Annotated in this window: 13 protein-coding genes and 2 pseudogenes; 4 read left to right on the forward strand and 11 right to left on the reverse strand. The window is 47.6% G+C overall.

Translation table 11 applies throughout. From position 1 onward, the window contains the following. Positions 1-476: 476 nt before the first annotated feature. The 3 genes and pseudogenes from P378_RS11700 to P378_RS11710 all read left to right on the forward strand — a co-directional run bounded on the left by P378_RS11700 (position 477) and on the right by P378_RS11710 (position 3,731). Complete coding sequence (locus P378_RS11700) at positions 477-1,421, forward strand: Rpn family recombination-promoting nuclease/putative transposase (protein ID WP_099083375.1); 945 nt, start codon at positions 477-479, stop codon at positions 1,419-1,421. A gap of 165 nt (positions 1,422-1,586) precedes the next feature. Beyond that, positions 1,587-2,513 (forward strand): RpnC/YadD family protein, encoded by a 927-nt coding sequence (locus P378_RS11705; protein WP_099083376.1) that lies wholly within the window; start codon positions 1,587-1,589, stop codon positions 2,511-2,513. A 298-nt stretch (positions 2,514-2,811) separates the two neighbouring features. Further along, a pseudogene (locus P378_RS11710) lies at positions 2,812-3,731 on the forward strand (Rpn family recombination-promoting nuclease/putative transposase). Positions 3,732-4,411: 680 nt separating this feature from the next. Here P378_RS11710 and istB read toward each other — a convergent pair. From istB to P378_RS11735, 4 genes are all read right to left on the reverse strand, one after another. Next, on the reverse strand, positions 4,412-5,062 hold the full coding sequence (istB, locus tag P378_RS11720) for an IS21-like element helper ATPase IstB (RefSeq protein ID WP_238473165.1): 651 nt from the start codon (positions 5,060-5,062) through the stop codon (positions 4,412-4,414). A gap of 133 nt (positions 5,063-5,195) precedes the next feature. Then, positions 5,196-6,095 carry a hypothetical protein gene (locus P378_RS11725; RefSeq protein ID WP_099083377.1) on the reverse strand — a complete coding sequence of 300 codons (900 nt, stop codon included), beginning with the start codon at positions 6,093-6,095 and terminating at the stop codon, positions 5,196-5,198. Positions 6,096-6,121: 26 nt separating this feature from the next. Beyond that, positions 6,122-6,361 carry a DDE-type integrase/transposase/recombinase gene (locus P378_RS11730; protein ID WP_099083378.1) on the reverse strand — a complete coding sequence of 80 codons (240 nt, stop codon included), beginning with the start codon at positions 6,359-6,361 and terminating at the stop codon, positions 6,122-6,124. A 219-nt stretch (positions 6,362-6,580) separates the two neighbouring features. After that, on the reverse strand, positions 6,581-6,766 hold the full coding sequence (locus P378_RS11735; protein ID WP_099083379.1) for a helix-turn-helix domain-containing protein: 186 nt from the start codon (positions 6,764-6,766) through the stop codon (positions 6,581-6,583). 69 nt (positions 6,767-6,835) lie between these two features. On the opposite strand from P378_RS11735, the gene P378_RS11740 reads away from it, so the two are divergent. Then, positions 6,836-7,348, forward strand: coding sequence for a hypothetical protein (locus tag P378_RS11740; RefSeq protein ID WP_143338475.1), 513 nt, complete (start codon positions 6,836-6,838; stop codon positions 7,346-7,348). Between the two features lie 270 nt (positions 7,349-7,618). On the opposite strand, the gene P378_RS11745 is transcribed toward P378_RS11740, so the two are convergent. The 7 genes and pseudogenes from P378_RS11745 to P378_RS11775 form a co-directional block, all read right to left on the reverse strand. After that, positions 7,619-7,858, reverse strand: a complete 240-nt coding sequence (locus P378_RS11745; RefSeq protein ID WP_099083381.1) for a hypothetical protein — start codon at positions 7,856-7,858, stop codon at positions 7,619-7,621. Beyond that, positions 7,845-8,270, reverse strand: a complete 426-nt coding sequence (locus P378_RS11750) for a hypothetical protein (protein WP_180261077.1) — start codon at positions 8,268-8,270, stop codon at positions 7,845-7,847. Before P378_RS11750 ends, P378_RS11745 begins: the two co-directional genes overlap by 14 nt. 1,049 nt (positions 8,271-9,319) lie before the next feature. After that, positions 9,320-9,433 carry an IS66 family insertion sequence element accessory protein TnpA gene (tnpA, locus tag P378_RS24185; RefSeq protein WP_420795999.1) on the reverse strand — a complete coding sequence of 38 codons (114 nt, stop codon included), beginning with the start codon at positions 9,431-9,433 and terminating at the stop codon, positions 9,320-9,322. Positions 9,434-9,550: 117 nt separating this feature from the next. Beyond that, positions 9,551-9,778: pseudogene (locus tag P378_RS23035) on the reverse strand (transposase domain-containing protein); the annotation flags it as partial. A gap of 183 nt (positions 9,779-9,961) precedes the next feature. Then, entirely contained in the window at positions 9,962-10,345 is a 384-nt protein-coding gene (locus tag P378_RS11765) for a DUF1670 domain-containing protein (RefSeq protein ID WP_099083384.1), read from the reverse strand. Positions 10,346-10,630: 285 nt separating this feature from the next. Then, positions 10,631-12,340, reverse strand: a complete 1,710-nt coding sequence (locus P378_RS11770; protein WP_099083385.1) for an IS200/IS605 family accessory protein TnpB-related protein — start codon at positions 12,338-12,340, stop codon at positions 10,631-10,633. Beyond that, positions 12,303-12,968: an IS607 family transposase gene (locus P378_RS11775; RefSeq protein ID WP_099083386.1), complete on the reverse strand. Its 666-nt coding sequence runs from the start codon at positions 12,966-12,968 to the stop codon at positions 12,303-12,305. Before P378_RS11775 ends, P378_RS11770 begins: the two co-directional genes overlap by 38 nt. Positions 12,969-12,999: the final 31 nt, after the last annotated feature.

Below are 12,999 nucleotides of genomic sequence, written 5' to 3' on the forward strand. Positions count from 1 at the left end.
CTGCAAAATACTATACAGAAAACTTGGTATTGAATCCTTTGAACTGCAGCAAATGGTTAAAGCCATCACCAGCGAACCCATACTGGACTGGGTATTTGAACAAATAATTGACGTTACGGATAAAGAAACCGCCAAAAACACCATTCAAAAGGCCTTGGCTCAAGCAAAACAATAGGGAGTGGGTGTGATAGGGAGTGGGTGTGCCAGGCACCAAACTTATTAACTTATTGTGAACGAGTCAGAAAAGGGCCTCCGGAGAGAACCTCCGGGGGTCTTCCCTTTTCCGCCGAAGGGGTCGTACATAATTCAGACAATTCAAAGACATAAAATTCAAGTCAGGGACGGTTCTTGACTTGAATTTGTTTAACTCTTGCCGGGGCTTTGTGCATTCCTGTATCAGGTAGGATATTAAGGAATAATTGAGAATCTGGTATAATGTTGGCAAGAGAAACAAAGGGAAAGGGGGGTAAAAAATATTGGAGTTTAAGCCCATCAACAGGACAAACGACTACGCCTTTAAAAGGATACTGGGATCGGAAGAGGGCAAAGAGGCGCTCATCAGTTTYCTTAACGCAGTTTTAAAGCCACCGCCGGGCCAGGAACTGCATGATGTAGAATTACTGGACCGGGAGCTGGACCCCARGTACCTGCTGGACAAAGCGGCCCGGCTGGACATACTGGCCAGGACAGCCGCAGGAGCGCTGGTAAATGTGGAGGTACAAATAGCCAATAAATACAACATTGACAAACGTACTTTATTCTACTGGGCAGGGCTCTACCACGGGCAGTTAAGCAGCGGGCAAGATTTCATCCACCTCAGGAAAACCATCACCATAAACATYCTGGGCTTTGATTGGTTCAAAGGCAAGACAAAGTACCAMCACACCTTCCGCATCAGGGAAGACGAGACCGGTGAGTTACTGAACGATGAACTGGAAATTCATTTTTTGGAGCTGGAGAAGTTCATCCGGCTGAAACGCAGGCCGAAGGATGCGCTGGAAGAGTGGCTTTTGTACTTCAATAACATTGTTGGAGAAGAAATGGAGGAGATCGCTATGGGAAACCCCGGCATTCGCAAGGCCATGACCATCGAGCAGATATTCTTCAAGAACCAGCAAGAGCGCCGGCTGTATGAATTGCGGGAAAAGGCTGCCAGGGACGAAATTTCTATGATAAGCGGCGCAAGGGCTGAGGGTAAGGCTGAGGGTAAAGCTGAGGGATTGGTAGAGGGTAAGGCAGAAATGGCTAAGGATGCCATCTGCAAATACCTGGAAGCCAGGTTCCCTAAGATGTCCATCGACTTGCAAGCTGAGGTCCAGAGAATTAATGACTTAGTAATCCTGGATAAAATCATTAACAAAATCTACACTGTTAACAGCCTGGAGGAAGCGGCAGCTATTGTCAGGGAGGCGAACAAATAAGCAAGAAAATGTCAGATAACCAAAAGCCATGGAAGGAGAATAATCTCTTGCCGGGGCTTTGTGCATTCCGGCCCGAGGTAATCCCTGGCACTTCACTAAACAATAACATCTCTGGAACTCAAAGGAATGTGGTACAATACAGATATAAAGGTGGGAACCCATCCAATGCTCAGCATAGACATACCCATGAAGCGGCTGTTTCAGCGCCGGCCGGCAGACTGGGTAAAATTTGTGGAACCGCAATGCCGGGAAGAATGGATACGGCCGTACCAAACAGAATACACCCCTAAACAGCAATCCCGCCTGGATCATGTGCTGGAAGTAGAAGACCCGGAACGTGGCAGTTATCTGATAAACTTTGAACCCATGGGCTACTACGACATAACTCTGCCGGCCCGGATGCTGAGATACCGCAGCGATATTTGGGAAAGTACCCTGAAAAACGGCAGAGGGACCCCGCCCATCATACAGGTAGTCATCTTCTTTTACCCGGAAAACGACAACAAACTGCACCGGCTAAGCGACCGGTGGGGTGAATCCACCATGCTGGACTACCAATACCGGGTCATCAGAATCTGGCAAGAATCCCGCCGGACAGTGATAGACAACGAACTGGTGGGACTCTACCCCCTGCTGCCCCTTATGAAAGGGCAAAAACCAAAGGAACCACCGGCACAAGCGCTGCAGGAAAGTATAGCAACCATACAAAAACTGCCGGACCAATCACTACAGCAAGACCTGCTGGCCGCCATGGCCATCATGGTAGGCAGAAAAGGGAGTCAATACACCTCTGAACTAATACAATCCATGATAAGGAGGGAAATGATCATGGAATCACCGATCTATCAAGAGTGGGTAAAGCAAGAACGGGCAGAGGCCAAGGCAGAAGGGAAGGCAGAAAAAGCTCAGGATACCATCTGCAAAATACTATACAGAAAACTTGGTATTGAATCCTTTGAACTGCAGCAAATGGTTAAAGCCATCACCAGCGAACCCATACTGGACTGGGTATTTGAACAAATAATTGACGTTACGGATAAAGAAACCGCCAAAAACACCATTCAAAAGGCCTTGGCTCAAGCAAAACAATAGGGAGTGGGTGTGATAGGGAGTGGGTGTGCCAGGCACCAAACTTATTAACTTATTGTGAACGAGTCAGAAAAGGGCCTCCGGAGAGAACCTCCGGGGGTCTTCCCTTTTCCGCCGAAGGGGTCGTACATAATTCAGACAATTCAAAGACATAAAATTCAAGTCAGGGACGGTTCTTGACTTGAATTTGTTTAACTCTTGCCGGGGCTTTGTGCATTCCTGTATCAGGTAGGATATTAAGGAATAATTGAGAATCTGGTATAATGTTGGCAAGAGAAACAAAGGAAGGGGGTAAAAAATATTGGAGTTTAAGCCCATCAACAGGACAAACGACTACGCCTTTAAAAGGATACTGGGATCGGAAGAGGGCAAAGAGGCGCTCATCAGTTTTCTTAACGCAGTTTTAAAGCCACCGCCGGGCCAGGAACTGCATGATGTAGAATTACTGGACCGGGAGCTGGACCCCAAGTACCTGCTGGACAAAGCGGCCCGGCTGGACATACTGGCCAGGACAGCCGCAGGAGCGCTGGTAAATGTGGAAGTCCAGATAGCGAATAAATATAATATCGACAAGCGCACCCTGTTCTACTGGGCATGACTCTACCACGGGCAGCTGACCAGTGGGCAGGATTTCATCCACCTCAGAAAAACCATCACCATCAACATCCTGGGCTTTAACCAGTTCAAAGGCAAGACCAAATACCATCATACCTTCCATATCAGGGAAGACGAGACCGGTGAGTTACTGAATGACGAATTGGAAATCCATTTCCTGGAGTTGGAGAAAGTCATCAGGCTAAAACGCAGGCCGAAGGACGCCCTGGAGGAATGGCTGCTATACTTCAATAATATTGTAGGCGAAGAAATGGAGGCGATCGCTATGGGAAACCCGGGCATTCGCAAGGCAATGACCATCGAGCAGATATTCTTCAAAAACCAGAGGGAGCGCAGGCTGTATGAGCTAAGGGAGAAGGCTGTCAGGGAYGAAATCTCCATGGTGGCAGGAGCCTGGCCGAGGGAGAGGCTAAAGGTAAGGTTGCAATGGCTCAGGAGGCTATCTGCAAATWCYTGGAYRCCAGGTTCCCTGAAGATTCCGCTGGTTTACAGAGAGATATCCAGAAAATTAATGACATAGTCATYCTTGATAAAATCATCAACAAAATCTACACTGTTAATAGCCTGGAGGAAGCGGCAGCTATTGTCAGGGAGGCAGCCAAATAAGCAAGATAATGTCAGACATCACATAAATTAGCCCCGGAAGGAGATAGACCCTCTTTCCGGGGCTTCTTGTGTCTAATGCTCGAGGAAATCCCTGGCAGAAAACCGCTGCCAGGGATTTCCAAAAAGTGCCTGGCACTTCACTAAACTAAAGTGACGGTACTTTTTCTTTTCCGGGTCATCCTTTTGGGTCTGGTGGTTTCAATGAAAGGCCACCCAGGCGGTGCCAGGTACCGTCTCGCATGAAAGTTGTATACGAGCACAAAAAGTTACCGGCGGACGGAACCAGGCACCGCCCCCGGYAAATYGGGRAAATTGCACCAAAAAACACTTGCATTTTACGAAATTAAAATGCAAGTTCTTTTCTTTTTTGGGGGAATGGAACCTCCGGGGGCTCCCTYGTTCTCCTGGCCTCGCGCCGGTGCCCCGGSAGGCCGACTCCCGTTGGTGACATTCTTATAGGAGAAAACCTGATATTTTATAAAGCACCACCTAAATTCCTTCGTACAATAATAAATTTTTCATGTCTATTATAACTCCTGCTTTCATTAGTAAATCTAAACCAAGTAGCCCATTAATTTTCCCGTCCATGTCAATAACATGTGACCGTCAAGTAGAAATGAACAAATTTCGATAAATAATTTTTAACACCTAGTAAATTCCAAAAATGGTTGCCTCATAAATCACTCTTTGAGTGTTTTGATAATATCAGGCTGTAAAGGCCCGAAGATGGTTTGCCTATGCTTAAGCCGGTAGCTGTYTCCGGTTAAAGCCAGGACTTCACTCTTGTGAAGAATACGGTCCAAAATGGCCGTGGTGATGGCCGGATCACCCAGAATTTCTCCCCATTCCTCAGGCCCCTTGTTGGAAGTAATGATTAAAGAGGTCTGACCGTAAAGCTTGTTAATTAGCTGGAAAAAAAGATTGGCTTCCTGGCGGTCGATGGCCATGAACATCAAGTCGTCAATAATGACCAGGTCAGAGGTGGTTAGCCTTTTTATCCTRGCCCGGGAAGAACGGGTAATCTCCTGGGTTTTAAGCAGTCCCACAAGTTCTTCCATGCCGGTGAAATGGACTTTGTAGCCACGCCGGACAGCCTCTATGCCCAGTCCAGTTGCCAGGTGCGACTTACCGACGCCCGGCGGGCCAAGTAGTAGGAGATTGTAAGCCTGCTCCAGCCAGTGTAATTCTTGAAGCTGATTCAGCTGCTTCTGGCTTAAAGATCTTTGCTCGCGGACATCAAAGGTCTCAAGGGTCTTGTATTCMGGAAAGGCCGCCCATTTGAGCTGTTTTTCCAGGCGGCGTTTTTCCCGGGTGTTTACTTCATGGGCCACTAACTGGTAGAGAAATTCCTGGCAGGTTAAATCCTTTTTTGAGCCTCCAGCAACAGCTCATCCAAGATGCCGGCCGCCGCCGGTATGTTCAACGTAGTTAGATGTTGTTTGATAAGGGATAGACCGGGCTCCATTAAACGCCTCCTGTGTGTGAAAATTTATAGTTAATTAGATCCCGCACCTCCGGCTTAATTTTTAATTTGTAGCTGTTTTCCGGGTCAAYGGTCTTAATCTCCGCACTCGAAAACGGCTCAGTACCAAGGCTGGCGTTTTGCCGGAAGTAACCCACCGCATCACCAAAATCGCTGGCGCTGTAAAGCCTGTTCTTTAAGCAATAGTGAAGCGCTCTTTCAATTACTGACTTATCCATATCCTGGAGCGTGCTTTGGATAAGCTGCAGCTGGTCTCTTACGTACCGGGGTTTGGCGGAACGGATACCATCTAAAAAGGCTCCTAATTCAGGCAGATCGTGATGTTCTTCAAYGAAGTGGTTGATTAGCTCCTGTATTTTCCGGCTCCTGTCCCGCCCGTGATTGTTGTTTTTGATTAATTTTCCTTTATCTCTGCAGACGAGGTGGCGGGCGATAACCTCACCGGTTTGCGGGTCAATGATCTTAAGGTTATCAGCCTCTGACAGGTCGAGATAGACAAAGCTTTTCRTGTCTTTAAAAGTTCCCAGTGGCACACTGTAACGGTTGCCCTTGTAAACAATGGTATTGTTCTTTCTAACAGAAACTGCTATACTGCCGGTAACAGTTGTTTTTTGTACTTCGATTTTTTCTGTTACCGGCGTCAGGTGCCTGCGTTCTTCGCTAAACACCTGGGCCGGTATTTTCTTTATGGTGTTGTGCATCTTCCCGTTGCCGGTACGGTCAAGCCAGGCCCGGCATTCTTCGTTAAGCTTGTCGATATGGTAGAAAACGCGGTTGCGTGAGAAATTCTTTTTTACGAAGCCGACAACGTTTTCTATCCTGCCCTTGGTTTCGGGATCCTGCTTACGGCACATGTAAATTTTGAAGCGGCGTCTTGTCATGTACTGGGCAAATTCCTTGGTTAAGATCAGGTCACCGTGGTTTCACTGACCAAGATCAAGTGGTCCTGGTCATAGACAATCTCTTTAGGCATCCCTCCATAATATTCAAAGGCGTTTTCATGGGCCTGGATCACGTCCCGGGTGGTGAATGGACTGGCCGACCATTCTACATATTTGTAGCGGGAGTGGGCGAGGACAAAGCCGATAAACCAGAGTCTGACCGACTGCCCGTTTGCGTCCAAAAGCTTTGTTTCTCCGAAGTCCATCTGGCTTGATGCCCCATGGGCGGATCTTCGATTGCTTCGTATTGACGCTTATGGACAATTTTTGGGATATCATACTCCTCTCTCAGCCATCGAATATAGTTTCTGACTGTGCCTTCGCAAACGTTGGTAGAGAATTTTTTCTCCATTAGCCAGTCCAGCACCTGGGCTGCCGACAAATCGGGGTATGTTTTGAGCCAGCCCGCTATCTCCAACTTATATTCATCCAGTTTCTTTTGTCTGGTTTGGCCGGTTAATTCTTTCCAGGTCATCCGTTGTGGCGCTTAAATGTGTGTAAACCGTGTTCCGGCAGATACCCAGCCTCCTGGCAATTTGAGAGACGTTCAATCCCATTTCTTTAAGTGAYTGAATCTCGTAGTACATCTTCCACCTTTCTCTATTGTTCATAATTTCCTCCCGCCCATGATGAAGTGGTTTGAATAATTTCCAGTTCCATCATAGCCGAAAAGGAGGATTTTGGTATATAGTGTTCATTCTTATTTGTTGAAATTTGTTGATTTTATTTTATCAGTTACAGTTACCGCCCGCAATGCCTACCAGGCGGCGGTCAGTTTAGCCAGAGAAGACTCCTGGAATTATCACTCCAGCCTGGACAACGGCGCCTATGATGTGCCCGTCCGGATTACCCCGGTGCGGCTGATCCACAAGGAAAATATTTACCTGGTCCGCCAGCGCTGGCAGGACATTCTCAATGTCACCAAAAAAGAGGAACCTGCCAAGCCGGAAGTCAAGGCCCCACCCCAGGAAGAGGATAAAGAGGAAACGGATACCGAGCAGGAAGAATCCGCAACCGGGGACTCCAAAGAAAAGGACGGCGGCACAAAGAAACCCTCGGGTGTGCTGCGCATCACCACCAAGGACGGAAAAGTCATTGAGCTGCCGCTTAACGGCGAGATTACCGACATTAAAAGGGTCCCCACCGGGGAGCCGGAGGTAAAGGAACAGGAACAGGGCGACACCAAACCGTAGGAGTAGTTTGCAGGTATGAAGAAACAATGGGTTGGGTAACGGGTTTATCGCTTTAGTTCTCCCAGAGATAGCTATAAAAAGAAGAAAGCTGGGAATAATATCCTCAGCTATCTCCGACGGAACCATGTAGGGCGCTCGGGTTGCTCCAAAGCCATGTCCTATCTTCCCGACAGGTAAGAGCCATTATAACAATAAGATGTGGTAATAGGGATTTTCCCTATTATCCATACTATTAACAATGGTTGGCTTTAAAGCTTACCTACTTACTTTTTACCAGTGTCCATAGGTCACATGCTTTATAACTTTACAGATAATGAAGCAGCCTATTRGCATAAATACAACAAAAATCAGCGAAAAAAATATCTTGCCAATTATTRTGAGTGTGGGATCCATCCACTGTCCGATGACAGGTACTATGGCCAGTACGGCTACGGCAATGGGAAAATATTTTAAGAATCTAATCCCCAGTGCCTCACTTTCTTTTTTATTTCCTTTTTTAAACTTTAACATCTACTGATAAGCCTCCCCCAAGCAGTCCAGCTCCTACGTAGAAACTACCACCACTTAGTCCACCTGACAATCCGAAACCAATAGTACCAATAGCCGCAGAACCTCCAATARAAACGGTTTTTCCAAAAGCTTTAAAGTTAAAACTCCCGTCATATTTCACCACAGAGGCTTGCCCACCAATTGAAAACTGACCCTTGTTATTAAATCCTGCTGTTGCTTCAGCGTTTAATTTTTTGACACTATAATCATATCTATCAGTTTTTCTCCCTGCTTCTATTACACTGGCAGATACACTTGCATTCCTTGAGTTATTTTCATACGATAAGTTACCAGCTCTTGTATAGTAACCATTTTTAGAATTATTAGAAACAATTGCTGTATTGGGGGTTTTTTGAAGATTCCTTTCGGTCACTCTTAAATCCCCAAAGCCTTTACTGCCCCGGTAATTTCTCTCAATAGCCCTCAAATCTCCAAACCCAATTTTAAATTCCTCCTCTTTTTTTAATTATGATAATTACCTAATCCGTGACGTTTCCTGTTAAAGTGCTGTAAAATAGGGATTCACAAGGGGGAAACAGTTTCCTGTTGTGTGCTATTGTTTTATTTGAATTTAAGGTGTTTTGTCACGGACTTAGAAAATATTTATAGATATAATTAAAAATTCCTCCTTATTAGCATAAATTTTTTAATTTTCTTTCTTGTTATTTATTTATATTTTACAAACATAAGACATCTAAAAAATACTATATGATAGGGTAACTAATATAAAAACTTTTTAATATCTTAACCTTCTTTACGATGAATCTGGGTGCTTCCTGACTTAACGGATAGGACGCCCCCGGCGCAATCTTAGGAACCAACAATTTTAAGCTCTTTCGCCCAGTCAGCTTGGGAAAGTTCTTAGGGCTTGCTTTCAATAAAGTAAGAATTTGTTATAAGTAAAGACGGTATGTTCGCCAAGTTTCTGTTATTGACCAAAATGGTATAATATTAGATGGAACAGAAAGCAGGTGATCAACTTGGAATTCAAGTTAAAATCCCAATTTAAGCCCGGCGGAGACCAGCCCCGGGCCATTGAGCAATTGGTGACGGCACTCAGCGCCCATCCTACTCAGGTATGCCAGTAACCCCGCCGCGTCCCCGACGTAGCTTTCTATCGTCTTCGGGCTCTTTCCGTCCTCCGTCAGGTGCCGCCCGAAGCCCCGGAGCACCTTCTGCCGTTTTCAGCTTGCAATCCCCCTCCACGTATGCTCCCGGCAGCGCGTTCTCTGCCAAAATGTCCGGTTTTTCGGGATTGGGTATGTCGTGATATTACCAGAGCCTTTTTTGTGCTCCTCTGTACGAAATTTTTGCACTGTCGATTCCTCCTCGTCCAAGTTCTTTGAGTGTGCCCGCTGTCACACCCTTTTCTGGTTTTCGGGTAAGCGTCAAATAATCCCCACCTTCCAAGGAAAGTGGGGATTATTTGACGCTTACGACGCCGTGTGCGGCGCACCACTCTCTGACACTGAGGCCGCTGGCCTGATATGCCGCTATTCTGTCTTCCCATTCTTTTTGTCGTTGGGCTTTAGTCATAAAAAATCCTCCTCGTTTGTATCCTGAGGAAGATTATCCGTAAGCGATTAATAATCAGGTGCATACACAAAATTAAACCCCGAAACCAACACTTCAGGGTTTGGTATCTGCAAATATTTAGTGTTTTTCGTTACGGCAGTAGTCCGGTAGCTTTTGCGACCAGGGCATAAAATCCTCTAGCAGCGAAGGATCAGATTTAAAGTTAGTCCCAGGGATTTTGCTAAAGATATGTACCAAGTACATGTATACGTTAAGGTTATTCGCCTTTGCCGTCTCCACGACGCTGTACACGATGGCACTTGCGCTGGCTCCCTTTTTGGTGTCTGCAAACAGCCAGCCTTTCCTTGGCTGCCATAGGCTTCTTCACCGACTCGCGGGTAGAATTCGTCTCTTAACTGGCAGATATCGTCGGCAATGAGCTCAATGACTTTGTGGCTACCGATAAGCTTGTATTCCCGTTCGAGCATTTCTATGAGGGCGCTTCGAAATGTGCGCTTTCTTATGGCATTTTCTTTATAAAAGCCATTTTCATGAAACCGCCAGCCCCCCTTTTTGTTCTTGACCTGCTACGTTGCGGCTTGCTTTGGTGATCAGGTCTTGTAATCTTTCGGCATGTTCCGGGGTATTGTAGCGCAGGTAAAGTCCTGCGTATTCCCTAGCCAGGCGCTCTGATATGCCGGCGATATGGGCTGTTTCTGTCAAGCTCAAACCTTTTTGGATGCACAGGACTACCCGGGCAAAGTCCATAATATACCGTTTAATGGAGGTCGTTGAGTGCCGGGTTGTCCGGGCGATCTCGGAATAGGTCTTGTATTCGAGATAGATGCTGACAATCCACGCTTTGTGGGATATGCTCGGGCCTATGTCGTGATAAAGGCCGGGGGCACCATGCTTACGAAAGACCTGGTTCAAAAAAGTTCACAATACCTAACAATAGTTAGATTTTTGTAAACCCGGCCCCCCATGACCAGGCTTTACACCTCCATGAAAAATTTTCCCTGGGGTGACAGGGGGCCTCGGCCCCGGGGGTCTCACCCGGACAGAAAAACAGTGCTTTACGGGCGCAAAACGCGGCCATATGGAAAACCACGGGGGTTTCGTCTTGCGTTGACCGTCCAGCGAAAGCCTTGCGGCTCTGCTTCCCGCGATCTGTTAGATGCGGCCTACCGGTTGTTCCCGTACTCCGGCTAAACGGGGTCACCTACTTGATAAAGCAAGGTGCTTCAAGTCATGCCAGACGGAGTAAAACGATTCTTGTTTGAAACGGGTCAGCCCGTTGTAAATGGGAATTTTTCCGTCCAGCCGCTTGAAGAGTTGCTTCACCTTTCGGGTCATCCCTCTTCCTTCCCCAGGCAAGGAATTTACCTTTTGACTCAGCTTCTCTTTGACGGCCTGAACTTTCTGCTTTAACTCGTTGGTTATGTGCTCTTTGAAACCGATTGCCCGGCGGGCGATGACCAATGCCGCGGCGTGGTGGATAATTATACCGTAACGATCCATGTATTTGTAATAGCCGATGGTGGACGTGTGCGCCGGCCAGACTTGCTTTACACCGACGCCTTCTTTGAAGGCTTTACGGATGACGGCCTCGACCATCTTCTTGAACGGAAAATTGGCCGCCATGCGGTTGAATTTCCGGTTGGTGTCAAAACGGTCTTTGCCGAAGTCCAGGCTCTCTAAAGCGATGGGTTTGCCTAAAGTTTTAGCTATGTCCACCACTACTTTGGCAAGCACGCCAATTAAGTACGTGCGCCGGAAACCACGGCTGTAAGCCAGCTCGGGTACCTTGATGTAAAGAAACCCGTTCGGGTGTACCGTTACCTGGAACTCTCCGTCAAATTTGTGCAGGGCCTTCGGGTACGGTACCTCGAAACCTTTGGGCCAGGGTTCGGGCTGTCCGGTGTAACCGACGTTGGCCAGCGCTACTCCGTCGGGGTTGGTGTCTATACCCAGGTAACCCCGGTTGGGGTTGGTCACTAAAACGGGTGCTGTAACGGCAAAGGTGATGTGCACCCTATACCGGCTGTCCCTACCTTTGATTAGCTCCACAGTGTAAGGCGCACCTGATAATAGCAACTCCAGCACCTTTTGCCGGTGCTTCTCAGGCAGCCAGAGCTTGCCCGTTACCCGGGGTGCCCTGGTCATTATGGGTCTACCCTTCTTGTCTGTCCCTTTCTGCTCGGACAGGTGAGAGATGGTCACAGACAGGGTGAACTCTCCATTATGCCAGCTTATTTTGAGATTCGGGTTGCCGCCTTTGGTTTCGTCGCCGCGGGCGTATAGCCTGTCCTGCCGGGCCTGCCGCCATTCTTCTCTCGAAACCCTACCTCTGCACACTCGCTTCCACAGAGAACAGCCTCCGAAAATTACTTTTGGTATGGTGCCGTTGTCCTGGTGGACCTTTAGCTCGTCCAGCTTGTCAGCCAGCTTTTTTACCCTGGCTTTGCGGCCGTGTACGGTGTGCTTAAAGTCCTCGATTTTAGCCGGATTGTTTGCTTTAACAGCCCTGTCCAGGTCTTTTTCTGCCCAACTGAGTTTCTTCTTTGCGCGGGCCAGTTTCGTTTCCGTCTCTTCCCTTTCCAGTGTCAGCAGCTCTTTTTGCGATTCAATAACGACCTTGGCCTTTAGTATGGCGTCGTCGCAAAAACGAGAGTTTATACCAAATAACTCCTGGCCTTTCCTTTTGAGCTCTTCCCGGGAATTATCTTCCTGCAACCGGTTGAAGGCCCAGCGGGTGCAGGAACAAAATAGACGCATCTCGGTGCCCAGGGGGTCCTCCATCCCGCGGCTCCACTTTTGAGAGCGGAAGGCAGGGTAGACCTCTGGGAAAAATTCGCCGCAGACGGTGTAGCTTATGTCGCCGCCAGTCTTAGTCGGCTTCTTCTTGTTGTTCTTCCGTTTTTTCACCTTGAGATACCTCCGCTATCAGTTCCCGAAAACCCTGCCTGATCTTTTTGCCACCTCTGGCCCTATACAGCCGGGCCGAAAAAGACGTGACTATTGCCAATAAGTCCCTGACCAATTCGGATTGTGCGTCTTCCGGCTCTTTTTCAGCTATGGCTACGATCTCTACGCCACAGTACCTTAAATGCCGCTCAATGTACGAATACCCGAACCGGGCCAGCCGGTCGGGATATTCGATAATTAGTTTTTTGTACTCACCATGCTCTGCCAGCTTGAGCACGTTTGTCAGACCGCGGCGTTTTTGGTTTAAACCGCTGGCTACGTCCGTTAATTCCGCTTTGACGTTAAATTTGCGTTCTCGGGCATATTGGCGCAACCGTTCCATCTGCCGGTCCAGGTTGCCCGCGTCGGCCTGCTTTTTAGTGGATACCCGGGCGTAAAGCACAACTGCTTCTTGACTATCAGTTAATTGACCGGACTGCAAAAGCCTGTTTAGTTCGTCCATGGAATACCGACGCTGACCGCCAGGTAAACGGACAGGCTTGATCAAACCTTGCTTCTCCCAGTTGCGCAGGCTGTTCGGATGTACACCTAATTTCTTTGCCGCTTTGCTTATAGTTAATAGTTCCATAAGTTTATTGTATTATGTTTGTTAAGTTTTA

It is taken from the genome of Desulforamulus profundi, from assembly GCF_002607855.1.

Bases quoted from the DNA above. Each gene is read 5' to 3' on its own strand.
- P378_RS11705 (WP_099083376.1), top strand. From the start codon at position 1,587: ATGCTCAGCATAGACATACCCATGAAGCGGCTGTTTCAGCGCCGGCCG.
- tnpA (WP_420795999.1), bottom strand. From the start codon at position 9,433: ATGACTAAAGCCCAACGACAAAAAGAATGGGAAGACAGAATAGCGGCA.
- P378_RS11775 (WP_099083386.1), bottom strand. From the start codon at position 12,968: ATGGAACTATTAACTATAAGCAAAGCGGCAAAGAAATTAGGTGTACAT.
- P378_RS11730 (WP_099083378.1), bottom strand. From the start codon at position 6,361: ATGGACTTCGGAGAAACAAAGCTTTTGGACGCAAACGGGCAGTCGGTC.